This window comes from Mycolicibacterium arabiense, from assembly GCF_010731815.2.
GTDB classification, from domain to species: Bacteria; Actinomycetota; Actinomycetes; order Mycobacteriales; family Mycobacteriaceae; genus Mycobacterium; species Mycobacterium arabiense.
The window spans coordinates 3,702,974-3,725,912 of the sequence record NZ_AP022593.1 but is presented as its reverse complement, the minus strand read 5'-3'; the positions used below and the strand labels follow the sequence as shown (position 1 = coordinate 3,725,912).

25 protein-coding genes are annotated in these 22,939 nt (G+C 67.0%); 17 read left to right on the top strand and 8 right to left on the bottom strand.

Annotated features, from left to right (window positions below):
* Nucleotides 1–7: 7 nt before the first annotated feature.
* Complete coding sequence (locus G6N61_RS19475) at nucleotides 8–1,564, bottom strand: PucR family transcriptional regulator (protein ID WP_163924942.1); 1,557 nt, start codon at nucleotides 1,562–1,564, stop codon at nucleotides 8–10.
* Between the two features lie 183 nt (nucleotides 1,565–1,747).
* Between G6N61_RS19475 and G6N61_RS19470 the strand changes: the two genes are divergently transcribed.
* Both G6N61_RS19470 and G6N61_RS19465 read left to right on the top strand, forming a co-directional pair.
* Nucleotides 1,748–3,532 (top strand): thiamine pyrophosphate-binding protein, encoded by a 1,785-nt coding sequence (locus G6N61_RS19470; protein WP_163920066.1) that lies wholly within the window; start codon nucleotides 1,748–1,750, stop codon nucleotides 3,530–3,532.
* 2 nt (nucleotides 3,533–3,534) lie between these two features.
* A complete protein-coding gene (locus tag G6N61_RS19465; protein ID WP_163920064.1) occupies nucleotides 3,535–4,407 on the top strand; it encodes a mycofactocin-coupled SDR family oxidoreductase in 873 nt (290 codons plus the stop codon).
* A gap of 16 nt (nucleotides 4,408–4,423) precedes the next feature.
* Here G6N61_RS19465 and G6N61_RS19460 read toward each other — a convergent pair whose 3' ends face one another.
* On the bottom strand, nucleotides 4,424–5,440 hold the full coding sequence (locus tag G6N61_RS19460; protein ID WP_163920062.1) for an aldo/keto reductase: 1,017 nt from the start codon (nucleotides 5,438–5,440) through the stop codon (nucleotides 4,424–4,426).
* A gap of 179 nt (nucleotides 5,441–5,619) precedes the next feature.
* Here G6N61_RS19460 and G6N61_RS19455 point away from each other — a divergent pair, with 179 nt between their 5' ends.
* The 3 genes from G6N61_RS19455 (at nucleotide 5,620) to G6N61_RS19445 (ending at nucleotide 8,896) form a co-directional block, all read left to right on the top strand.
* Nucleotides 5,620–6,153 carry a DoxX family protein gene (locus G6N61_RS19455; protein WP_163920060.1) on the top strand — a complete coding sequence of 178 codons (534 nt, stop codon included), beginning with the start codon at nucleotides 5,620–5,622 and terminating at the stop codon, nucleotides 6,151–6,153.
* Between the two features lie 109 nt (nucleotides 6,154–6,262).
* Nucleotides 6,263–7,867 (top strand): alkaline phosphatase D family protein, encoded by a 1,605-nt coding sequence (locus tag G6N61_RS19450; RefSeq protein ID WP_163920058.1) that lies wholly within the window; start codon nucleotides 6,263–6,265, stop codon nucleotides 7,865–7,867.
* Between the two features lie 114 nt (nucleotides 7,868–7,981).
* Entirely contained in the window at nucleotides 7,982–8,896 is a 915-nt protein-coding gene (locus tag G6N61_RS19445; protein ID WP_163920056.1) for a CPBP family intramembrane glutamic endopeptidase, read from the top strand.
* Here G6N61_RS19445 and G6N61_RS19440 read toward each other — a convergent pair.
* Nucleotides 8,862–9,599: an SDR family NAD(P)-dependent oxidoreductase gene (locus G6N61_RS19440; protein ID WP_163920053.1), complete on the bottom strand. Its 738-nt coding sequence runs from the start codon at nucleotides 9,597–9,599 to the stop codon at nucleotides 8,862–8,864. The genes G6N61_RS19445 and G6N61_RS19440 overlap by 35 nt on opposite strands.
* A gap of 107 nt (nucleotides 9,600–9,706) precedes the next feature.
* On the opposite strand from G6N61_RS19440, the gene G6N61_RS19435 reads away from it, so the two are divergent.
* From G6N61_RS19435 to G6N61_RS19425, 3 genes are all read left to right on the top strand, one after another.
* Complete coding sequence (locus G6N61_RS19435; RefSeq protein ID WP_163920051.1) at nucleotides 9,707–10,243, top strand: hypothetical protein; 537 nt, start codon at nucleotides 9,707–9,709, stop codon at nucleotides 10,241–10,243.
* Between the two features lie 154 nt (nucleotides 10,244–10,397).
* Entirely contained in the window at nucleotides 10,398–10,937 is a 540-nt protein-coding gene (locus G6N61_RS19430) for a copper chaperone PCu(A)C (RefSeq protein ID WP_163920049.1), read from the top strand.
* Nucleotides 10,930–12,141, top strand: a complete 1,212-nt coding sequence (locus G6N61_RS19425) for a Dyp-type peroxidase (RefSeq protein WP_163920047.1) — start codon at nucleotides 10,930–10,932, stop codon at nucleotides 12,139–12,141. Before G6N61_RS19430 ends, G6N61_RS19425 begins: the two co-directional genes overlap by 8 nt.
* Nucleotides 12,142–12,174: 33 nt before the next feature.
* On the opposite strand, the gene G6N61_RS19420 is transcribed toward G6N61_RS19425, so the two are convergent.
* The gene (locus G6N61_RS19420) at nucleotides 12,175–12,747 is read right to left on the bottom strand and encodes a helix-turn-helix domain-containing protein (RefSeq protein WP_163920045.1); all 573 of its coding nucleotides are present in this window, start codon (nucleotides 12,745–12,747) and stop codon (nucleotides 12,175–12,177) included.
* 102 nt (nucleotides 12,748–12,849) lie between these two features.
* On the opposite strand from G6N61_RS19420, the gene G6N61_RS19415 reads away from it, so the two are divergent.
* The 5 genes from G6N61_RS19415 (at nucleotide 12,850) to G6N61_RS19395 (ending at nucleotide 17,176) form a co-directional block, all read left to right on the top strand.
* Nucleotides 12,850–13,635 (top strand): aldolase, encoded by a 786-nt coding sequence (locus G6N61_RS19415; protein ID WP_163920043.1) that lies wholly within the window; start codon nucleotides 12,850–12,852, stop codon nucleotides 13,633–13,635.
* 34 nt (nucleotides 13,636–13,669) lie between these two features.
* The gene (locus G6N61_RS19410; RefSeq protein ID WP_163920041.1) at nucleotides 13,670–14,548 is read left to right on the top strand and encodes a dihydrodipicolinate synthase family protein; all 879 of its coding nucleotides are present in this window, start codon (nucleotides 13,670–13,672) and stop codon (nucleotides 14,546–14,548) included.
* 51 nt (nucleotides 14,549–14,599) lie between these two features.
* The gene (locus G6N61_RS19405) at nucleotides 14,600–16,054 is read left to right on the top strand and encodes a catalase (RefSeq protein ID WP_163920039.1); all 1,455 of its coding nucleotides are present in this window, start codon (nucleotides 14,600–14,602) and stop codon (nucleotides 16,052–16,054) included.
* 55 nt (nucleotides 16,055–16,109) lie between these two features.
* Nucleotides 16,110–16,655, top strand: coding sequence for a carboxymuconolactone decarboxylase family protein (locus G6N61_RS19400; protein ID WP_163920037.1), 546 nt, complete (start codon nucleotides 16,110–16,112; stop codon nucleotides 16,653–16,655).
* Nucleotides 16,656–16,747: 92 nt separating this feature from the next.
* Nucleotides 16,748–17,176 carry a pyridoxamine 5'-phosphate oxidase family protein gene (locus G6N61_RS19395; RefSeq protein WP_163920035.1) on the top strand — a complete coding sequence of 143 codons (429 nt, stop codon included), beginning with the start codon at nucleotides 16,748–16,750 and terminating at the stop codon, nucleotides 17,174–17,176.
* Between the two features lie 91 nt (nucleotides 17,177–17,267).
* Here the strand turns inward: G6N61_RS19395 and G6N61_RS19390 are convergent, their stop codons facing one another.
* Nucleotides 17,268–17,669 carry a type II toxin-antitoxin system VapC family toxin gene (locus tag G6N61_RS19390; RefSeq protein ID WP_163920033.1) on the bottom strand — a complete coding sequence of 134 codons (402 nt, stop codon included), beginning with the start codon at nucleotides 17,667–17,669 and terminating at the stop codon, nucleotides 17,268–17,270.
* Nucleotides 17,670–17,735: 66 nt separating this feature from the next.
* On the opposite strand from G6N61_RS19390, the gene G6N61_RS19385 reads away from it, so the two are divergent.
* The gene (locus G6N61_RS19385) at nucleotides 17,736–18,041 is read left to right on the top strand and encodes a PASTA domain-containing protein (protein ID WP_235887655.1); all 306 of its coding nucleotides are present in this window, start codon (nucleotides 17,736–17,738) and stop codon (nucleotides 18,039–18,041) included.
* A 207-nt stretch (nucleotides 18,042–18,248) separates the two neighbouring features.
* Nucleotides 18,249–18,566 carry a hypothetical protein gene (locus tag G6N61_RS19380; RefSeq protein WP_163920029.1) on the top strand — a complete coding sequence of 106 codons (318 nt, stop codon included), beginning with the start codon at nucleotides 18,249–18,251 and terminating at the stop codon, nucleotides 18,564–18,566.
* On the opposite strand, the gene G6N61_RS19375 is transcribed toward G6N61_RS19380, so the two are convergent.
* The 3 genes from G6N61_RS19375 to G6N61_RS19365 are packed head-to-tail and all read right to left on the bottom strand — an operon-like array spanning nucleotide 18,559 to nucleotide 21,632.
* Nucleotides 18,559–19,668, bottom strand: a complete 1,110-nt coding sequence (locus G6N61_RS19375) for an epoxide hydrolase family protein (RefSeq protein ID WP_235887187.1) — start codon at nucleotides 19,666–19,668, stop codon at nucleotides 18,559–18,561. The two genes, G6N61_RS19380 and G6N61_RS19375, sit on opposite strands and share 8 nt — an antisense overlap.
* 39 nt (nucleotides 19,669–19,707) lie before the next feature.
* Nucleotides 19,708–20,376: an NADPH-dependent F420 reductase gene (locus G6N61_RS19370; RefSeq protein ID WP_163920025.1), complete on the bottom strand. Its 669-nt coding sequence runs from the start codon at nucleotides 20,374–20,376 to the stop codon at nucleotides 19,708–19,710.
* Nucleotides 20,373–21,632 (bottom strand): PucR-like N-terminal domain-containing protein, encoded by a 1,260-nt coding sequence (locus G6N61_RS19365; RefSeq protein WP_163920023.1) that lies wholly within the window; start codon nucleotides 21,630–21,632, stop codon nucleotides 20,373–20,375. The genes G6N61_RS19370 and G6N61_RS19365 overlap by 4 nt, the downstream gene beginning before the upstream one ends.
* A 116-nt stretch (nucleotides 21,633–21,748) precedes the next feature.
* On the opposite strand from G6N61_RS19365, the gene G6N61_RS19360 reads away from it, so the two are divergent.
* Entirely contained in the window at nucleotides 21,749–22,651 is a 903-nt protein-coding gene (locus G6N61_RS19360; RefSeq protein WP_163920021.1) for an AurF N-oxygenase family protein, read from the top strand.
* Nucleotides 22,648–22,929 (top strand): DUF4873 domain-containing protein, encoded by a 282-nt coding sequence (locus G6N61_RS19355; protein ID WP_163920019.1) that lies wholly within the window; start codon nucleotides 22,648–22,650, stop codon nucleotides 22,927–22,929. Before G6N61_RS19360 ends, G6N61_RS19355 begins: the two co-directional genes overlap by 4 nt.
* Nucleotides 22,930–22,939: the final 10 nt, after the last annotated feature.

Here is a 22,939-nt window from a genome sequence, read left to right as displayed (position 1 = left end):
GTCCGTTCTAGCCGTTCCTGCGCTGCAACAGATCGTGCCCTCGCACGGCGAAGATCAACGCCTGCCTGGTGTCCGGGTCGTCCAGGGACCGTCCGAGCAACGCGGTGATGCGGTCCAACCGGTAGTAGAGGGTGCGTCGTTGCACGAACAACTGTTGAGCGGTCTGCGATTTGTTGCCGTCGCACGCCAGGTACGTGCGCAGCGTCGGCAGCAGCGGATTGGTCGCCTTCGCGTCGTGTTTGAGCAGCGACCCCAGTTCGTCCTCGATGTAGCGGGTCAGCTCCGGCCCGCCGGCCAGCGACGCCAACAGGCGCAGCACACCGAGATCGTCGAAGCGATGCACCGCCTTGTCGGGGCGCGCCGCGGCCACCGACGCCGCGTTGCGCGCCTGCTCGACGGCCGTGACCAGTTGACTTGCGCTGACGGGGCGGCTAATTCCCGCACGCACGTCGAGCGTGCTCAGTCGCTCGACCACGCGCTTCTCCGAACTCGTCCGCGACAGGCCCATGATCATCAGCGTGTGCTCGCCGAGATCTGCGACCACCGCCGGAACGTGCAGCGCACGGCAGAGGTCTTCCATTGCTTCGTCGCTGGTGGAGCCGGCCGGTTCCTCCTTGACCACGAAGACCGCCACGAGCGCCCGATCCCGCAGGTCCCGCCCGATCCGCAGCGCCCGCGCGACGAAGTCGTCACCGGAGATGTCGCCCAGCAGCAGTCGGCTCACCAGCGCGTTCTGGCGTTGAGCCGACTTCGCACCGCTCTCGCGAGCTCCCAGCAGCGCGATCGCGATGCCGTCGGTGGCCCGGTCGAGGGCATAACCGGCGGTGCCGACCATCGCCGCGCCGCCGTGCAGCACGTGCAGCCATCCCCAGCGTTCGCCGCGCAGCACGACCGCTCGGCGGGTGCAGTTGTGCACGTCGTGGCCGTTGGACGATTCGCTACCCGCGGCGTCGTGATCGATGCGCGAGTGATGCTCCCACTGCGTGAGCAACTCGTCCCCGGAAGCCGACCCACCGGAGTACGCCAGGACTTGGCGGGTGGCGTCCTCCAGCGCGACGGGATAGCCGACTTCGCTTGCCAATGCGTCAGTGAACGACACGGGGTCGCGGCCCGCCAACAGCAGCTGCATGAAGGTCGCGTTGAGTCGCTCGTAGGCGCTGAGATCGAGCACGCGCTGGTCGACGATCGATTCGTGCACCTGCGCCGATACCTCGACGAAGGGCAGCTCACCGTCCAACCCGACCACGGGCAGGCCCCGCTCGCGAGCGGCCTCGACGAGGGCTTGCGGCATGGTGGTGAACGCGCGCCCGCTGAGTTCGATGACCAGCACGGCGGCCTCGGCGTCGGCGATCTCGGCAACGTATCGACGTTGACGGTCGGGAGTGGTTCCGATGCCCAGGCCAGCGGTCAACAGCATCTCGCCGCCCCTGAGGAACTTGGCGATGTCCGGGACCTCGGTGGGGTGTACCCAGCGGATCGATCGGTGCAGAGCATCGTTGCCTGCGTACACCTTCCAGGGCACACGACTGAAGACCTCGAGCTGAAGCGCCGCCTCCACCGTCATCGCCACGGATGCCGACCTCCGTCCACGCTGTGCATGATCCGCTGATTCGGCTGCACAAAATGAGTCTAACGCCATACGGGCTGGGACAGTCACACTCGAGTGAACCGACGTCTCGGGGAGCCTCCGGTGCAGTCCGGAGCACCGCCTCGAATACGTTGCCGTCAACACTAGGAAGGACATCGCATGCCAAGGCTCAACGGCGGGCAGGTCATCGGCCGCATCCTCAAGGAGTACGGGGTTCCGTATGTCGCAGGCATCCCCGGACACGGCATCTGGGGTCTGATGGACGCCTTCAACGAGGACGAGTCCAGGATCCCGTTCATCCAGACCTACCACGAACAGAGCGCCGTTCACCTCGCCGACGGCTACTACCGGGTGTCGGGCAAGCCCATGTGCGCCGTGACCTCGATCGGTGCGGGCGCCTCCAACACCGTCCTGGGATTGGCCACCGCATACAGCGACTCCACCAGCGTGCTGGTGATCACCGGCGGACCCCCGCGTCACATGCGCGGCCGCGGCGTCCTGCAGGAGCTGGAACGTCAGAAGGACAACGGTTTTCCGCAGGTTGCCGAGGCCGTGTCCAAGCGCAGCTGGATCGCCAACAGCATCGAGGACCTGCCGTTCGTGATGCACCGAGCGTTCAGCACCATGCTGACCGGCCGCCGGGGTCCGGCCCACATCGAGGTGCCGTGGGATCTGCACGCCGAGACCGCCGAGGTCAACTTCCACGACCTGGCCCGCCGCCTGCCCATCGGCCTGCAGTACCCCGATCCCTCGGCGATCGCCCGCGCGGTGGAGGTGCTGGCCACCGCGAAGCGCCCGGTGATCGTGGTCGGCGGCGGGGCCATCAGCGCCAACGCCACCGACGAGGTGCGTGCGCTGGCTGAAGCACTGTCCATCCCCGTGGTGACCACGTGGAACGGCAAGAGCGCGTTCCCCGAGGACCACGACTTGTTCATCGGCAGTGTCGGGCAGACGGGCACCATTCACGGCAACTACCTCGCTGCCAACGCCGACGTGGTGGTGTCGATCGGTTGCCGCTTCACCGACTGGTCGTCGTCCAGTTATGCCCGGGGCCGGTCGTTTTCCTTCCCGCCGGCGAAGCTGATCCACATCGACATCGACCCGCACGAGATCGGCAAGATCTATCCCGCCGAAGTGGGCATCCTCGCCGACGCGAAGCCCGCTGTCGCCGCGATCGTCGCGTCACTGCCCGGCGCGCCCGACCGCACGGAGTACCTCGCCGAAGTTGCGGAGCGAAAGGCGGAGTGGGAGAACGAATTGTCCTCTCGCCGCGACACCGATCGCTTCCCCTTCACGCTGCAGCGTCCGTTGGCTGCGCTGCGGCAGGTGATGGACCGCGACGGCATCGTGTTGGCCGGGTCCGGCAACACCCAAGGTGCGGTCAAGCAGACGTTCCCCGTGTACGAGCCTCGCACGCACCTGACCACCGGCGGGTTCTCCGCCATGGGCTGGCCCGTGCCCGCCGCACTCGGCGCGAAGCTCGCCGCTCCGGAGCGGCAGGTCGCGTGCATCACCGGCGACGGCGACTTCCTGATGACCGCCCAGGAGATCGGAGTGGCAGTGCAACACGACATTCCCGTGGTGTTCGTCGTGCAGGACAACTCCGGATACATCTCCATTCGTGGCGGCCAGCGCAACGCGACCGACCGGATCATCGGGACCGAGTTCAACCGTCCCGATGGCTCGCCCTACAGCCCCAGCTTCAAGGACCTCGGGAAGTCGTTCGGGCTGGAGTCCTTCCGCATCGAGTCGGCCGGCGACCTCGAGCCGACATTCAAGCGGGCATTCGACGCCAAGGCACCCGTGCTGGTCGAGGTGCCGACCGACCGCGATCTGGCGAGCCCATTCGTACCGGGGTGGCTCGACTTCCCGCCGCTGCCACACATCACCGACGAGCGCGCCGACGAGTACCGCGAGATGCGCGCCAGCGAGCAGCACCAGTAGGCATGAACCGACTCGAGGGAAGGGTCGCGCTCATCACGGGTGCGGCACGCGGCCAGGGCCGCTCGCACGCGCTGCGGCTGGCCGAGGAGGGCGCGGACATCGTCGTGCTCGACCTGTGCCGCCAGATCGACACGGTGCCCTATCCAATGGCCGACTCCGACGATCTGGTCACGACGGTCGACCTGATCAAGAGTCGTGGACGACGTGTCTTCGCCGCCGAGGTGGACGTCCGTGACCTCGCCGGCATGCAGCGGTGCGTTTCCGCTGCAGTGGACGAGCTGGGGCGCCTCGACATCGTGGTCGCCAACGCAGGCACCCTCAACGACACCGCGCCGCTGTGGGAACTGTCCGAACGGCAATTCCAGGATCAGATCGACGTCAACCTCACCGGAGTATGGAAGACCATCAAGGCCACGGTGCCCTTTCTGCTCGAGCAGAACGAGGGCGGGGCGATCATCCTCGTCAGCTCCATCTCCGGGCTTACCGTCGAACTGAACGTCGGGCACTACGCGGCGTCGAAACACGGGGTGAACGGTCTCATGCGCACGCTGTCGGGAGAGCTTGCCCCACATGGTATCCGCGTCAACTCCGTCAACCCCACCAACGTGAACACCGCGATGATCAACAATCCCCGCTACAACCGCTTATTCGCCGGCGGCAAGGAGGGCGCCACGCAGACCGACGCGCTGCCCGCGCTGACCGCGATGCACGCGCTGCCCGTCCCATTCCTCGACCCCATCGACGTCAGCAACGCGGTGGCGTACCTGGCAAGCGACGACGGCCGCTACGTCACGGGCACGGCGCACGTCGTCGACGCCGGTGCAATGAACCCGTTCAAGGCCCCACACCTCGTCGATGGCCACAGCGGGCGATGAGTGGCCACCCGGCCGATCAGGCCGGTGTCGGTGCGTCGTCGCGGATCAGCCCAGCGGTCCTGAGGTCGACCCAGAGCTGTTCCGGCACCTGGGTTTCGAACAGTTCCACGTTGCGTGCCTGCTGCACGTAATTACGCGCACCCACGCAGATGCTCGTCACGACGGGATGGGCGTAGGCGAACTGTAGAGCTGCTGCGGCGAGCGGAACGCCGTGACTCTCACAGATGGCCGCAATGGCGCCGGCCTTCTGCAGCACCTCGGCAGGCGCTGGAGCGTAGTTGAAACGCGCCCCGCGGACCGGCCCCGTTGCGAGTACGCCGCTGTTGTACACACCACCCAGGACGAGCCCGACGCCGCGTTCCTCGCACATCGGTAGCAGGTCGTCTAGGGGATCCTGTTCCAGCAGGGTGTAGCGCCCAGCCAGTAGGCAGAGGTCGGCGTCGGTGGCCTTGATCGCGTCGGTCATGACCTCGGTTTCGTTGACGCCGAAGCCGATCGCCTTCACCACCTTCTGATCGCGAAGCGACTCGAGCGCGGGAAAGGCACCGACGAGCGCCTGGCGGAAGTAGTCGGGCTGCGAGGCACCGTGGGTGTACCGATCGCAGTCGTGGATGAACAGCGCATCGAAGTGGTCGGTGAGCATTCGCTGCATACTCTGCTCGACTGCCCGCATCACGCCGTCATAGGTGTAGTCGAACTCCGCGACGAACGGCGGAATGTCCACATACTGACCGTTGACCTTCGATGCACCACGGGTTGGCGTCAGGACCCGACCGACCTTCGTCGAGATCACCAGCTCACTGCGATCTCGTCCGCGGAGCGCGTGGCCGAGCCGATACTCGCTAAGGCCATTGCCGTACCCGGGAGCCGTGTCGAAGTACCGAATGCCCTGCCGCCACGACTGCTCGACCATGGCCGACGCGCCCTCATCCGAGAAGACGCCGTTGAAGTTCCCGATCGGTGCGCCACCGAAGCCCAGCGCAGTGAAGGTCAGGCCTGACCTCTCGTGAAATCTGTTGTCGGATGGCTTCATCGATGACCCTTCTGTGCGCGGACTGCGTCACCTCAGCCTAGGAAGGTGACTCCCCCCTGTGCCGACACATTCTGTGCAGCGTCTACGCGCCCGATTGCACATCTGACTCCGCCGTTCGCGGGCCGGTCGCTCGCGACCTCTTGACCTGAAGTTCCGTTCAGGTTCTACCGTGTCGATTCATGAACATCACCGACTCGAGAATCACCACGGAAACCCCTGGTCGCCTCTCGGCGGCCGACTTCGGATTACTACTCCTGCGCGTCGTGTTCGGCGGGCTACTGGCGGCCGTGGGTCTGCAGAAGCTGCTCGGCTGGTTCGGCGGACAGGGCCTGGCCGAGACCGGTTCGATGTTCGAGCAGATCGGTTACAGCCCTGGAGTTTTCTTCGCCGCGGTGGCCGGGGCGCTCGAAACGTTGGGCGGGCTCTTGCTGCTGTTGGGGCTGTTCACGCCCTTGGCGTGCTCCATCGTCGTCGGGGTCATGATCAACGCCATGTACGTCACCTGGTCGGGCGGGCTGTTCGGTCCGACCGGGTATCAGACGGCGCTGCTGTACGCGACGGCGGCGGCCGTAATCGCCTGCACCGGAACGGGAGTACTCGCACTGGATCATGGCCGCCCATGGCAGCGCGAAGGTGCGACGTGGGCCGTGGCCAGCATCCTGACCGGCGTGGTCGCCGCCGCCGGCGTTCTGCTACTCAGAGCGCTGATGTAGCGACCACCCGTCGGCGGCGCGAACCGTTGGCGTGCGCGACACCTGCCGGTGGCACGTTCCCTCATCGGCGTTCACCGTCGCGTCGTCCGGACGCCGCATGCTGGCCCGCATGGCTCCTCCCGATCACCGACCGATGATGCCGCGCCGCACCATTCTGCGAGCGTCCCTGGCCGGCGCGCTGCTCGTCCCCGCGGCCGCGGCTCTGCAAGCCTGCGGCACCTCGGGCACCGGCGGTTCGCCGACCAGCACCGGCTTGATCGCCAGCCGCCCACGCCTGACGCACGGTGTCGCTAGCGGTGATCCCCGGGCCGACGGCGCCCTGGTCTGGGCCCGCTCCGACTCCCCCGCCCGCATGATCGTGGAAACGTCTGCCACAGAATCGTTCTCGAATCCGAAGCGGATCGTCGGACCGGCACTGACCCCGGCGACCGACGGTACCGGGCGGGTGCGGATCACGGGCCTGGAGCCGGGGCAGACGGTGCACTACCGGGTCACCCTCGAGGCTGAAGACGGTGCCACGTCCGAGCCCGCACTCGGCGTCTTCAATACCGTCCCGACGCAACCTCGGGACGTGACGTTCGTCTGGTCCGGCGACGTGGTCGGTCAGGGCTGGGGCATCAACCGCCGGGGAGGGATGTCGATCTTCGGCGCCATGGCCGACCGGCGACCGGACTTCTTCATCCACTCCGGGGACGCCATCTACGCCGACGGACCGGTGCCCGAGACGCAGAAGCAGAACGACGGCGCCACCTATGCCAGCGTCACGGCACCGGCCAAGGAACACGTGGCCGAAACGCTCGACGACTTCCGCGGAAACTACGCCTACAACCTGACCGACGAGCACTACCGTCGCTTCAACGCCACGGTTCCACAACTGGTCCAGTGGGATGACCACGAAGTCGTGAACAACTGGTTTCCTGGCGAGTCGCTCGCCGGTCAGAACCGCAAGGGGTACACGAAGACCGACGCCGACGAACTCGCCGGCTACGCATATCAGGCGTGGCGGGAATGGCAGCCCATCGAGCCGTCCGAAGCCGTCGACGGCCGGCTGCATCGCAAGATCTCCTACGGTCCGCTGCTCGACGTCTTCGTCCTCGACATGCGCTCCTACAAGAACCCGAATCCACGAGCGTGGGCACAGTCCGACGACGCCGGGGTGCTGGGGCGAGCCCAAACGCAATGGCTCATCGACGGCCTGAAGAAGTCGACGGCGGTCTGGAAGGTGGTGGCCAACGACCTGCCGATCAGCATCGTCGTACCGGACGCGTCCACCGATCCGGCCGACGGTCCGAAGTCCATGGAGGCCGTCGCGCAAGGCGACGACGGGCGGCCGCTGGGCCGCGAGATCGCGTTCTCCCGCATCCTGTCCGAGACCAAGGAGGTGCGGAACGTCGTGTACCTCACGGCTGACGTGCACTACACCGCGGCGATCTCCTACCACCCCGAGCAGGCCGGTTTCACCGACTTCACGCCGTTCTGGGAGTTCGTCTCCGGCCCGTTGAACGCGGGGGCGTTCCCGCAGAGTCCGCTCGACGGCACCTTCGGCGCACGCTATGAGTTCGTTCACGCGCCGGAGGAGAAGGACACCTCCCCCGCCCAGGGATTCCAGCACTTCGGGCAGGTCGCCATCGACTCGGATTCCAGGGTGATGACGGTCGACCTGTGCGATGCGTCCGGAAAGTCGTTGTACTCCCGGCAATTACCGCCGGCGTAGCCGGGGATCGCGTGGTTACTGCGGACTACCCTCGCTCATACGTACGATGCCGGAGAGGCCAGCAGGCGTCCTACTAACGCCCGCAGCCGGGCGCATCGCCAGCGAGAGGACACCATGACCGGGCTTGACACCGATCCGGCCGCCCCCACGTCCCTGGGCTTCATCCGAAGCCATCCACTGGTGACGTTCTTCGTCATGGCGAACGCACTGAGCTGGATCGCCTGGACGCCCTACATCCTGTCGTCGAACGGACTCAGCGTGTGGGACTACCGGTTCCCCGAGGTCCTGGGCACCGCTCAGATAGCCGGATTGCTGCCCGGGCTCTATCTCGGGCCGATTACCTCGGCATTCGTGGTGACGGCGGTCGCAGACGGCCGCCCGGGTTTGCGACGCTGGTGCAGCCGACTCGGACGTTGGCGTGTTGCCCGACGTTGGTACGCGTTGGCACTACTCGGAGTTCCCGCAGCCATGTTGGTGGCCGGCGCCGCGTTCTCGGGCGGCGACGTGCGGGCGCCGTCTGCCCTTGCCTTGGCGGCTTACGCGCCGGGCCTCGTCCTTCAGATGCTCACGACGGGGATCGGCGAGGAACCCGGTTGGCGCGACTTCGCGCTTCCGCGGTTACAGAGCCAATTGGGTCCGCTGCGAGCGGTTTTCGTCCTCGGTCCGCTCTGGGGTGTCTGGCATCTGCCCTTGTTCCTCACGGATTGGGGCGGCTGGCCCAACGCACACTGGTCGCGGCCGCTGGTGTTCCTCGTGTTCTGCGTCGCCTTCAGCGTCGTCCTGTCCTGGGTGTTCAACTGCACGGGCGAAAGCTTGCCGATCGCGATGCTGATGCACGTCAGCGTGAACAACTTCGCGTCGATCCTTTGGGCCGACGTGTTCCCGTCACTGGATGCCGAGCGGGCAATGGTGGCGATGACGTCGCTGACCGTGATCACCGCTGCCGTCGTGCTCGTGGGCACGCGCGGAAGGCTCGGTTACGGCGGGGAGCCGCTCACCAGTCGACCACCTCACCCGCATCGTCGATGAACTGGCCGGTGGGCGATTCGGTGGCGAGTGCGACGGCGACGATGGCGGCGGCGCCTTCGGCGGGGTCACCGGCGCCAGGCGTCGGTTGGCCGCTGAGTCCGGTGGCTCGGTAGCCGGGGCTTACGGACAGCACGGGAATCTGCTCGGAAGCCAGCTCCTTGGCGTAGAGCACCGTCAGCATGTCCAGAGCACTCTTGGATGCTTGGTAGGCGGCCGCCGCCACCGAGGTGTATTGCCATTCCGGGTCATTGACCAGACGGGTCGACCCCAGCTCGCTCGACACGTTGAGGATTCGCGGACGCTGCGAGGCGCGCAGCAACGGCAGGAATGCGTTGGTGACCGCGATGACTCCGGCCGCGTTGGTGTCGAACGTCCGCAGCATGGCTTCCCGACTCACCCGAGACGCCGGCAGTCCGTCGCCGACGATTGCAGCGTTATTGATGAGGATGTCCAGCCGCCCATGGGTTTCGGCGACGTGCCCGGCAGCGGCAGCGATGGTGCGATCATCGGTGACGTCGAGGATGAGCAGTTCTGCGCCGAGCCCTCCTCCTTCCAGTTCCGCCAAGGCCGCGGATCCGCGCGCCTGGTCTCGGGAACCGAGCAGTACGTGCACGCCGGCGCGAGCGAGTTGTCGAGCCATGTGCAGGCCGATGCCCGCGTTGGCTCCGGTTATGAGGGCGATGAGGCTGTCGTCGTTCGTCATGCACCCATCTCAGTGCAGCTCGGGCCGCACAGGCAGGCCTGAGCTATACCCCCATCGCGGGGAATACGCGTTCGGTGCGATCGCCGCGCTTCGGTAGGCTCCGGCTCATGAGTGCCGCCACGTCCCGCGCCGGGGCGCTGTGCGGTGCACTGGTGGGTGCGTGCTCGGCCTCGCTGACCGGCGCCGCGCATGCCGCGGCGGGAGGCGGATTGCCCGGCGGTTCCGGCGTCGTCGTGTTGGCTCTGGTCTGCTCGGCCGTGGGAGCTGCGACGAGCGCCGGCCTCCGCGACGGTCGCCGGCAGCGGCTGGCGGTGCTCGCGGCCGGACTGGCGGCGGGGCAGACCCTGGGCCACCTCGTCTTGACCATGACTGCCCACCACGGCATGGGCGGCGCGTGGCCGCCGATCCCCATGCTGCTTGCACACGGCACCGCCGCGGTGGCTCTTGCCGCACTCATCGGACTGGCCGGCCACCTGTACACGGTGGGCGCCTCGGTGCTGGCGTGGCTATCCCCGACGATCGTGCATCGAGGACGCCCGACCACACGACGGTGGCGCTCGACACCGATCGGGCTCCGCTCGCGCCTGCTTCCCGGCGGCACCCGAATGCGCGCGCCGCCACGCGCGGTCGCCATCCCCGGCTGACACGCCGATCACTCATCACTTCGCCTGTGGCGCAGTGATACCCACTTCTGCCGATCGCACGTCGGTATGCGCTGCGTCCCATCGGGGCGCTTCGGCACGCGTGCGATCCCGCCAACCCCTCACATGCGCTCCTCGGGAGCGAGAAGGACCTTCCATGACCACGAAACATCCCCAACGCAGCCGTGTCTTGGCCGGCGGCGCGCTGCTGGTCGCGACACTGCTCGCGTCCGCTTGCACGTCGCCCGAACAACACACCGAATCCATGGCCCAGGACGTGACGATGACCAATCAATGGGCAAGTGCCGCCGACTCCGGCATGACCGCCGTGTTCGGCACCTTCACCAACGCGGGTCATCACGATGCGCGGATCGTGGGCGGCGAGTCCGCTGTCGCCGGCCACGTCGAGGTCCACGAAGTCGTGCCGGACGCCGCGGGCTCCAAGACGATGCGTCCCAAGGACGGCGGTCTCACCGTACCGGCGGGCCAGGCACACGACCTCGTCCCCGGCGGGGACCACCTGATGCTGATGGACCTGAAGCAGCCTCTCCGGCCCGGCGACGACGTCGCGGTCACCGTCCTGTTCGACGACGGCTCGACACTGCCCGTGACGGCCCAGGTGCGTGACTTCGCCGGAGGCAACGAGGAATACACGCCGGCCGGCGGTGGCGCGGAGGCACGCCACGACCATGGGTGAGCACGGACTCGCGGTGAGTCGGCGGCACCTCCTCGCCGGAAGCGCCGCTGCGCTCGCCGCAGGCGCGGGCCTCTCCGGATGCGTCGACACGCAGTCGTCGTCGCGCAGCGGTGGCGGGTTCGGCCATACGGTGGAGCCGTTCTTCGGGCGACACCAGAGCGGCATCGCCACCGCACCTCAAGCACACGCGTCGTTCGTGGCCCTGGACCTCGTGCCGCAGGGATCACGAAGTGCGCGGGCAACACTCGAGGCCATCCTGAAGGTGTGGACCTCAGACGCCGAGCGGCTCACCCAGGGGCGGCCGGCGCTGGCTGACACGGAGCCGGAACTCGCCGAGCGCCCGGCACGTCTGACCGTCACCGTCGGGCTCGGGCACTCGGCATTCGAGCGCATCGGGCTGGCGCATCGGCGGCCCAGAGGCATGTCGCCGCTGCCGCCCTTCAGCACCGATCGACTGGACCCGCGATGGTGTGGCGGCGACATCGTCCTGCAACTGTGCGCGGACGACCCGATGGTGTTGGCGCACACCAGCCGCGTGCTCCTCAAGAACGTCCGATCCCTGACCCGGCAGCGGTGGAGGCAGAGCGGATTCCGCAACGCCCACGGCTCGAACCAGGCCGGCGGCAGCATGCGCAACCTCATGGGCCAGGTCGACGGCACGGCGAACCTCCACGACGAGGCTGCCTTCGACCGGCACGTGTGGGACGACGGCTCCGAGCAGCCGTGGTTCGCCGGTGGGACCGTCATGGTCGTTCGACGCATTCGAGCAGAGATGGATGCGTGGGACGAACTCGACCGCTCGGGCAAGGAGTTGGTGGTCGGCCGGCGACTGGCCGACGGTGCGCCGTTGACTGGTAAGCAGGAGTTCGACGAGCCCGACTTCGAGGCCAACGTCGGTGGCATACCGGTGATTCCACCAACGTCTCACATCGCCCTCGCCCGCCACCGGACCGAGGACGAGCAGTTCCTTCGTCGGCCCTACAACTACGACGACACTCCGGGCTCGGGCGAAACCACCGACAGCGGCCTGATCTTCGTCGCCTATCAGAGGGAGCCGTCCAAGCAGTTCGTGCCCGTTCAGGAGCGGCTCGCCGCTGCCGATGGCCTAAACCCGTGGATCACCACGATCGGCTCCGCCACCTTCGCCATGCTTCCGGGCGTCGAGGAAGGCCATGCGCTGGGAGGCTCGCTGCTGGCGACGTAACCGGTTCGGCCTGTCATCTGGGCGTGCCAGGGGTCAGTCGACCCCTGCATGGCGCGCACCGGCCTGTGACTTGGCCCCGCCACGGGCTGCCCCGGGTGCGTGGTAGGTGACGACGATGACTGCTGCGTCCCTGTCGCCGATCTGCCGCAGCTTGTGCGGTGCCGCCGCGTCGAAGTAGGCACAGTCGCCCTCATCGAGCCGGATGATGCGGCCGTCGTGGTTGAGCTCCACGGTGCCCTCGTGCACGAACAGGAATTCCTGACCCGGATGCGACGGGTGCGTGTGCCTGACGAACTGGCGACCGGGGCGTACGACGAACGGTGACATCGCCTTGCCCAGCATGTCCGCAGCGACGGCGTGTTGGCGCTCGCCTCCGCGGTCGGCGGCTCGTTCGACGGACAGCGTGCCGGCCTCTTGATCGTCGGAGAACAACCGTGCCACGTCCACGTCGAGGGTTCGGGAGATCTTGAGGGCGGCGGCGATCGAAGGCACGCTCTGCCCGCGCTCCACTTTGGACAGATAGCTCTTCGTCAGGCCGGTGCCTGCAGCCAGCTCGTCCAGGGTCATTCCGCGCTGCTGACGCACCGCACGCAAGAGGCCGCTCACGGACTGAAGATTACCCCATTGACGATATGACACCTTGTGTCCTATCGTCTCCACTGTGTCCTGGCGGTGTCGACGACACCCCGGCTACGGAGGAGGAAGTAGATGACCAACACCATGGGCGCCCCGAAGAGCGACCTCGTGCAGCGCGCACTCGACGACATGGACCGCCACCTCGACGTTCGCGAGATGGCGCTACGCGAGAAGCTGGCGTTGACCTGCCGCGCGTTGTTCGATGCCGGCCACGACTCGGGCCTCGCGGGTCAGATCACCGCACGGGCCGAAACCGCGGGAACCTATTACACGCAACGGCTGGGCCTCGGCTTCGACGAGATCACCGCAGGCAATCTGCTGCTGGTCGACGAAGATCTCATGGTACTCGAGGGTGAGGGGATGCCCAACCCAGCCAACAGGTTTCACTCCTGGATCTACCGGGCGCGCCCCGACGTGAACTGCATCGTGCACACCCATCCGTTCCACGTCGCAGCACTGTCGATGCTCGAGGTCCCGCTGATCGTGTCCCAGATGGACATCGCCCCGCTCTACGACGACTGCGCCTTCCTCCCGGACTGGCCGGGGGTACCCGTGGGCAACGAGGAGGGCGAGATCATCTCAGCCGCCCTCGGCGACAAGAAGGCGATCCTGCTGGCCCACCACGGCCAGGTCGTCGCCGGAGCCAGCGTGGAAGAAGCCTGCTCCCTGGCGATGCTCATCGAGCGCGGCGCCAAGCTGCAGCTCGCCGCCATGGCGGCGGGCGAAATCGCACCACTGCCCGACCGGCTGGCGCGCGAAGCACACGACTGGACGCTGACCCCAAGGCGCAGCGCGGCGAACTTCGCCTACTACGCCCGCCGTGCCCTCACCCGCCATTCCGACGCCCTCAGCTCGTGACCCGATCCGCACCAACCCGACCAGGGAGCACCCAATGACACAGATCCACGGCATCATCGCCTACCCCGTCACCCCATTCGACGCCGACGGCCGGGGCGTCGACACCGGCGCACTCGCCAGTCTCGTCGACCGCCTGATCGACACCGGCGCACATGCCATAGCTCCACTGGGCAGCACCGGAGAGTCGGCCTACCTCACCGAGGCCGAGTTCGACACCGTGGTCGACACCACCGTCGGGGTCGTCAACGGCAGAGTGCCGGTGATCGTCGGGGCCTCGGACCTGACGACTGCCAACACCATCCGGCGGGCACGTCATGCGCAACGCGCCGGTGCCGACGCGGTGATGATCCTGCCCATCTCGTACTGGAAACTCTCCGACCGAGAGATCGCCGTGCACTATGCCAGCGTCGCAGCCGCCGTCGACCTACCGATCATGGTGTACAACAACCCGGCGACGAGCGGCATCGACATGTCGCCCGAGTTGCTCGTCGAGATGTTCACCGACGTCGACAACATTCGGATGGTCAAGGAATCGACCGGTGACCTGTCTCGGATGCAACGCATCAAGGAGCTATCCGGAGGAGAACTGCCCTTCTACAACGGCAGCAACCCGCTGGTACTCGATGCCCTGCTCGAAGGCGCGTCCGGATGGTGCACTGCTGCGCCGAACCTCAGACCACGGGCCTGCCTGGATCTGTACCACGCGGTCCGCGCCGGCGAAACGGACAGCGCACAGCGGATATTTGACGACCTGGCACCCCTGCTGCGATTCATCGTCGCCGGAGGGCTCCCGACGACCGTCAAGGCCGGCCTGAATCTACTCGGTCGCCACGCGGGCGATCCTCGCCCGCCGCTGTTGCCCTTGGACGCCGCCGGCCGCGCGGAACTACAGGCACTGCTGACCGACGCCTAATTCGACCATCCGCTCGGGTCCCCCATCCCACCCCATACCAAGGAAGACGCCATGACGACCGACGATCGGCGCGATGCGCTGACCACCGCCGCCGGAAGCCCGGTAGCCGACAACCAGAACACCATGACCGCGGGACCGCGTGGACCCGTACTCCTGCAGGACGTCTGGTTCCTCGAGAAGATGGCCCACTTCGACCGGGAGGTCATCCCCGAGCGGCGCATGCACGCCAAGGGATCCGGCGGCTACGGCACCTTCACCGTCACCAACGACGTCACTCGATACACCCGCGCCGCGGTCTTCTCCGAGGTAGGGAAGGTCACGGAATCCTTCGTCCGGTTCTCGACCGTGGCCGGAGAACGCGGAGCCGCCGACGCCGAACGTGACATCCGGGGTTTCGCCGTCCGGCTCTACACCGAGCAAGGCAACTGGGATCTCGTCGGCAACAACACTCCCGTCTTCTTCCTACGCGATCCGTTGAAGTTCCCCGACCTCAATCACGCGGTCAAGCGCGACCCCCGGACCAACATGCGCAGCCCTCAGAACAACTGGGACTTCTGGACCCTGCTGCCGGAGGCGCTGCATCAGGTCACCATCGTGATGAGCGACCGCGGAATACCGGCCAGCTACCGACACATGCACGGCTTCGGCTCGCACACCTTCAGCATGGTCAACGATGCCGGCGAGCGGCACTGGGTGAAGTTCCACTGGCGCACGCAGCAGGGAGTCGAGAGTCTCACCGACGCCGAAGCCCAGGCCCTCGTCGGTCGCGACCGGGAAAGCCATCAGCGCGACCTCTTCACCGCCATCGAGCAAGGTGACTTCCCCCGGTGGACACTGTTCATCCAGGTGATGCCCGAAGCCGATGCCGCGACGGTGCCCTACCATCCGTTCGACCTGACCAAGGTCTGGCCGAAGTCCGACTACCCGCTCGTCGAGGTAGGGGTTCTCGAACTCAACCGCAACCCGCGCAACTACTTCGCCGAAGTCGAACAGGCGGCATTCAACCCGGCGAACGTCGTTCCAGGGATCGGGTTCTCGCCCGATAAGATGCTGCAGGGCCGGTTGTTCTCCTATGGGGACACCCAGCGCTACCGCCTCGGTGTCAACCACCACTCGATTCCCGTCAACGCGGCTCGTTGTCCGGTCAGTAGCTTCCACCGCGACGGAGCCATGCGCGTCGACGGCAATGCCGGATCGACGGTCGGCTACGAGCCCAACAGTGTCGGCGCATGGACCGAACAGCCCGACTTCCGCGAGCCAGGTATCGCCTTGGACGGCTACGGCGAGCACTGGGACTTCCGCAAGGACGACGACGACTACTACGGGCAGCCGGGCACCCTGTTCCGCTCGATGAACGCAGAACAGCGGCAGGCGCTGTTCGACAACACCGCCCGCGCCATCGACGGCGCCTCCCCCGAAGTCAAGCAGCGCCACATCGACCACTGCACCCGGGCGGATCCCGCCTACGGCGCCGGCGTCGCCGCCGCCATCGCTGCTCTGACGTAGCGAGCCCTCGAACTCCCGATCAAGCGGAGAAAACACTAGGAAAGGTAGATCCATCATGAGCAGAATCGATCTCGTCGACACCGAGGGCGTCACCGACGACCGTGCCGAGCCCCTCGAGCAGATCAAGGCGGCGTTCGGCTTCGTCCCCAACATGTTCCGCGCGGCGGCCAACTCGCCTGCAGCACTGCAGAGCCTGTGGGGGAGCTTTGGTGCCCTGAGCCAGGGCACGCTCGATGCGAAGGTGGGTGAACAGATCGCCGTCGCCATCGCCGACCGCAACCGGTGTGACTATTGCCTGTCGGCCCACACCCTGCTCGGCAAGAAGGCCGGCGCCACCGCGGACGAAATGGCCGACGCGCAGAAGGGCTACTCGTCGGACGCGAAGACGGCAGCCATCCTGGCCCTGGCCACCGAACTCGTCGACCGCCGCGGTCAGGTGGACGACGATGCGATCGCCGCTGCCCGCAATGCCGGCCTGACGTCGGAGGAGATCGTCGAAACGGTCGCGCACGTCGCGCTCAACGTCTTCACCAACTACGTCAACGTGGCGCTCGACGTGCCCGTCGACTTCACTCGAACGCGCCTCACCCAGAAGGCGTAACCCACCCTGGACGGGAGGCCGACGCCGTTCGGGTGGCGGCCTCCCGTCGAGGCGTGGAATAGCCTGCGTGACGGCCCGTGTTGGCTCCGATCATGAGAGCGTTCACCGACCAAGAGCGACGGCAGTTCCTCGAAGCCAAGCGCGTCGGCGTGCTGTCGGTGGCCACCAACGATGGCCGACCGCCGGCGAGCGTGCCGATCTGGTACGACTACACCCCCGACGGGCACATTCGCATCAACACGGGGGCGGCGTCGCGGAAGGCGCGACTGATCGAGCAGGCCGGCGCCGTGACGCTGGTGGTTCAGCGTGAAGAACCGCCGTATCAGTATGTGATCGTGGAGGGCACCGTCGTCGACGTCGCGACCCCCTCGCCCCGCGAGGCGCGTGAGGCCATCGCCATCCGTTATCTCGGCGAGGAGGGCGGTCACGCCTTCGTAGAAGCCACGCGCGATGTCGCCAGCGTGCTCTTCACCATCCGACCCGACCGCTGGATCAGCGCGGACTACTCCGGCGATCTGTAGCGGCTCGTCGTACCTTTCCCCGCCGAACTGGAGAGTCACGTCGTTCGCGCCGCGAAATCACGACGTGACGCTCCAGTTCGGCGCAATAGCACTACACCCGCAGAATGTCGGCTGGGGAGACGGTTTCGACGAACGCGCGGGCAGCCGTGGCGAGTTCCGAGTCCGCGGTGGCCAGCGCGTCGGCCTGCAGCTGGGTCAGCGCGATGTACTCGGCCCGGTAGGTGTCCGGCCAGTCGAGTTCAGCGGCGATCCGCCAGGCGCGGTCCTGCAGTACTCGGTCCCCGAGGAGTCGGATCCGCAGCCCGCGGATGCCGTCGAGAACCTTGCGACCGGTGCGTTCGTCGATGTCGCCACGGCGTACCGAGCCGTAGACGAGGGTGAGCGCTTGCGAGCGCAGCAGCGTCGGAGCCGCGAGGCCGTGCTCCGGTGGGACGGACGCGTCGCTCGCGGCGAGGTCGATGGCCGCCGGTGCGTCGATGACGAAGATGGTCATCCCTGAAGCTTGGCATGGAGGCGGCCCTCGACACGCCTCTTCCCGGTTAGCATGCTGGACGTGCGGATGAGAGCGGCGTTGGTCGCCGGGGGCATCGTGATCGCTGCGGCAGCCTGCGCGTCGGAGACCCCCAGTGCAACGACTACCTCGACCGCGCGGCCGCAGCAGTCCATCGTCGTGCCGGACCTGGTCGGCCTGACGTGGCCCGACGCCGAACGGCGACTGCGGGGCGTGGGTTGGTCGGGAACGATCGTCAAGTTGCCCAACGCGACTGGCGCGGAACAGTCTCCAGGCGGCATCGTCGCCCAGGAGCCGGCCCCCGGGACGTCCGTCGGCGCCGACTCGCCGGTCACGCTGCAATTCAACGGTTGATTCTCTCTCCCTTCACCTTTCACCGCCTCGTCGAATGACGGCCGAGCCAAGTGTGGCACCTCTGGGCCCAGTCGACTTCGTCTTCATAGTGAACTCATAGCCATCGCGCGAGTCTCCCCGACCTGCCGTCTCCGTCGCACGGCATGCACTTTATGCGTTGCCTATGAGTGAGTACGCGCCGTGCGCTCACGGCGGTACGAAGAAGACATGACCAATCAATCGCGCATGCTCAATCGTTCTGTCGTTCAACCGAATCGCGGACGCGCCATCCTCGCCATCGTCATGGTCGCGCCTGCAACCGCAGTCGGTGTGCTGTTCTTCGGCGTGCCACATGGCTGGGCTGATTCCACCGACTCAGGCATCGGCCACAACCCAGGCCTACAAGTCAACTGCGCCTTCAACCCTGCCTCCGCGAAGGCGCACCCCAAGGAGTGCAAGGGGATTGACGTCGAAGCCGTGGCGTCCAACGGCGGCTCCGACCCTGCGGAATCACGCGACGTCGGCAAGACCCGTGGAGTCAGTTGAAGCGTGCCAAGTCGACCGCGGTTCGGATGCCGTCTACGTAGTCACTCGGGCATTCCCATGCCGCGAAGTGCCCACCCCTGTCGGGCTCGACCCAGGATCGAACGTCGAAGAAGCGCGCCGCGAACTCCTGCGGCGCGTTGACGAGATCCTTGGGGAAGATCGTGAACGCCGTGGGGACTTCGATCCGAGCAGTGGGATTGTCCCCACCCTCGACGTACGGCGTGAACGAGGTGCCGATGGCTCCGCTCACCCAGTACGCGGTGATCCACGTGAGCATCTCGTCACGGGTGAAGACCGCCTCTACGTCGCCCTCGCAGTCAGTCCATCCGCGCAGCTTCTCGAGCAGCCACGCTGCGAGTCCGGCCGGCGAATCACCCAGTGCCACAGCGACTGTGTGGGGCTTGGTTCGCTGCAGGTGCATGTAGCCGCCTTCGGCTTCCTGCCAGCGATGACCGTGATCCATGTAGGCGCGCTCCGCCTCGGTCACGTCCGTTGGCGGATTCACCAGGTACCGATACTGCGATACATCGGTGAGGTGCAGAGCGGCGACGTGGTCGCGGTGGCTGTCCGCGAGCACTTCGGCGACATCGCAGCCGACGTCTCCAGCCGACACCACGTAGCGGTCGTAACCGAGTTCGGACATCGCGTCGGCAATTGCGTTGGCCGCAGCGGCCGACGAGTGTCCGCGCCGAGGTGTCGGCGCTGCAAAGGGGTAACCGGGAAGCGCCGGTACGACGACGTCGAGGTCGGTCAGCATCGGCAAGACCCGTTCGAACCGAAGTACCGAGTCCGGCCAGCCGTGGAGCAGAAGCACTGCAGCGTTGGTCCGCTGCGACGCGCGCCGGTGGATCGCCCTGATCGGTAGATCACCGTCCCGTCCCGCAACGACCCACGGCCACGCCCGTATTCGCTGTTCGTGCTCACGCCAGTCGTACTCATTCACCCAATGGTCGACCAAATTGGCGAGGTAGTCACCGTCGACGCCGCGCTGCCACCCAAAACCGGCGGGGAGATCGACCCGCCGGTACGCCAGCAGCCTGTTCCGTAAGTCGTCCAGCACCGTCTGCGTGACCGCCTCCGGGGCTTGCCCTACGCCCTCCACGTCCCCTCCTTCGCATCGGATCATCCACCGACCGCGAGATCACGCCGTGCGCGCACTCCACTCCGCAGTGCGCTCCGGCGCCGCCTCGGCGAGAGCCCTGCGGGCACCGGCCGCGTCGAAGTCCTTGCCGTACACCGGCGTGCCCGGCTGTTGGCGCCACGACTCCGAGATCGGGCCCGTATCGACGGGATCGAAGCCGAGGCGATCGACGAGGTCGAACACCAATTCTCGGCCAGGTCCGTCCTCGCCCGCAATGGGGAGTGCGATCCGGTTCGGCGAGCCGCTGGGCAATCCCTTCTCCAGCAGGTGCTTCCACCAGATCCCGTTGAAGACCTTGTACACCGGTGCACCGATCTGCTCCGACACCCACGCGCTCTCGAGCTGGCCGTCTTCGATCGCCGAGATCTCGCCGTCACGCTGCTGCGGGTAGTAGTTGTTGGTCTCGATGACGGGCGCGCCCGGCTTGCGGGAATCGACGATTCCGTCCGCGAGATCGGGCACGTTCTTCTGCGGGATGCTGACGATCACGAGATCGGCATCGGTCGCGGCGTCCTTCGCCCACACCGCGGTCGCACCGGTTTCCTGGGCGAGATCCGCCAGCGTTTCCGGTGCGCGGGAGTTCGACACGTTGACGTCGTGGCCCAGTTCGCGGAGCCGACGCGTCAGCGTGCCCCCGATCTGGCCCGCCCCGATGATTCCGATCTTCATGCATCGCCTCCGTGTGGTGGGTCGTTTCCGGGCGGCAACGTCTGCCGCGCAGACCCTATTCCGCACGCCAGCGCGACGGTGAGTTCTGCGATCGAGCCCGGGTCGTGTAGCCGCTCCCCGAACAGTTCGCGCAACTGGCGCAGGCGATAGCGCACCGTCGACGGCGACACGTACAGGTCTGCGGCAATGTCATCGCGTCGACCGTGATGCAGCAGCCATGACCGCAGCGTGTCGGTGAGCCGTTCGCGGGTGGTGGTCGGCAGCGCAGCCAACGGCGCCAAGGCGCGGGCCCGAAGGTCGACGAGTGCCTCGGCGTCGGCCGTCACGACCAATTCCGCGAGCATCTCGTCGGTGTCGAGCAGTGAGGTGGACTGCGGTGCGCGAAGCTCGACCGCCCGAATGACTCGATTCACCGAGGACCGCACGGACGACCACGGCCGTGCCGGCCCCACGACTGCACCCGTCTTGCCGATCGACGCGAGGAACGGCGCTCTGGCCTTCCCGCCCACGTCGGGGATCAGGGAGAGCCGAATGCCCGCCGGGGGCACCTCGACCGCGTCGTCGGGCACTTCGAGAGCGCGCGGATCGGTGTTGATCATCCCGCCGCGGTCGTGGTGCCGAAGGGGCAGCGCCACTGCGGTCAACGTCTGCGGGGGATTCCACGACGCCGCCTCGGCAGCGAGGTTCAACTCCTCGGGCGATAACTCGCGCAGGAGGGCGCGTACGAGTCGCTCGCGGTGGCGTTCTCGCGCCAATCCCAATCGCGCCATCTCGTCGGCATGGCCGGCCACACCCGCCGCCGAGAATCGGTCGAGGTAGGCGAAGGACATCTCGGCGAAGACGCTCACCTCGCCGCCACCCACTCCGTGCTGCACCGCCAACGCAGACCACTCACGCCAGATCTCGCGAGCGCCGATCCGGTAGGCGGCGAGCTGCACCTCCGTCGGCCGGCCCTGCCGGGCTTCGCGCCGGCCGAAACGGTAGGCCGTGTCCAGCACCTCCTGCATCGACGTCGTCGACCTCTCGGGATCGGCCGCGCCCCGCAGTTGTTCGACCAGCGCCGTCAAGAGTTGGTCGGCCGACGCGTAGAAGACCGGCCGCCATGACTCCTGTGCCGCCACGGCGAAGGTCGGCACCTCGGCGATCACCGCCTCCACCATGCGGTCGGCCAGACCCGGCAGTCCGGCCCGCATGGCTTCGAGGGTTTCCGCGGGGAGTTCGGGTGTCCTCGTCGGCACCGGCGGGACGTTGGGCATGCCTCGGATGTTAAGCGGTGTCACGGTTCCAGGCTGTCCGATGAGGGCAACACCGGCACGATGTTCTGGCCGCAGGAGGCGAGAAACTGTCCGCAAACGGCGCAATGATGGTCATCATGAGTTCCGCCACGCCCACCGCACCCGAGCGGGAAGACTTCGCCCTACGCCTGCTCAAGGGTTCGGCAAAGAAGTCCTACGAGCCCGTCGTCGACATCGACTGGGACGCGCCGCTGCCCGAGGGCCTGTACTTCCTGCCTCCGCACATGTTGAGCCTCTACGGCACGCCGCTGTGGGAACGGATGACCGACCAGCAGCGCCTGGAACTCTCCCGCCAGGAGTTCGCCAACTACATCTCCATGGGGATCTGGTTCGAGAACATGCTCAACCAGTCCCTGTTGCGCGCGATGATGCACTCGTCGCCGACGTCGCACAGCACGTTCTACGAACTGACGGAGCTCGGTGACGAGGCCCGCCACATGTTGATGTTCGGCAAGGCGATCGAGCGAGTCGGGGTCGAGCCGTTCTGGCCCACCAAGCGTGGTGCCCGCAGGGTCAACGCGATGGCGATGATCTTCCGGGGACCCATGCTCTGGATCGGCGCGCTCGTCGGCGAAGAACTCTTCGACGCGGTGCAACGCCAGATCCTCGACGACGGCGACGACATCCAGCCGCTGGTGCGACGGGTCATGCGCATCCACGTCACCGAGGAGGCCCGCCACATCCAGTTCGCCCGCGATGGCATTCGCCGTGACGTCGGCACGTTGTCACGGCGCACTCGACTGGCCCTGTCCAACCTGCACGGTCTCGGGGCGTCGCTGTACTTCGGCCACTTCACCCGGCGCGGCTTATACGACCGGATCGGTCTCGACGGTGCCGAGGCGCAGCGGCAGGCGCGCGCGAACCCACACTTCCACGCCACGCTGCGTGCGGGGTTCGAGCCGCTGGAGGCGTTCCTTCGCGAGGTCGGCCTCATGGGTCCGGTCGCGCGACGCATGTGGGCGAAGAACCACTTCCTGTGACCGCCACCCACGACGACCGCGTCTACACGGGGCCGGCCAGCCTGGTGGTCGGCGACGAGCGCCATCCCGTCCGAATCCGTCTCACCGCATACATGAACCCGTTCGACGGCCACTACCACTGGCAGGGGACCGTTCACGACGCTCCCACGCAGGTCACTGCCGGCCGACCCGCCGTGCTGTGCGTCGGGGATCGGGACGCCGCCGCGCGTCTCGTCGAACGAACCGCCGCCGGTGACCTCATGATCAGCGGAACCGGTCGCCCACCGTTCTGGCCCTGAGCGCGCGGCC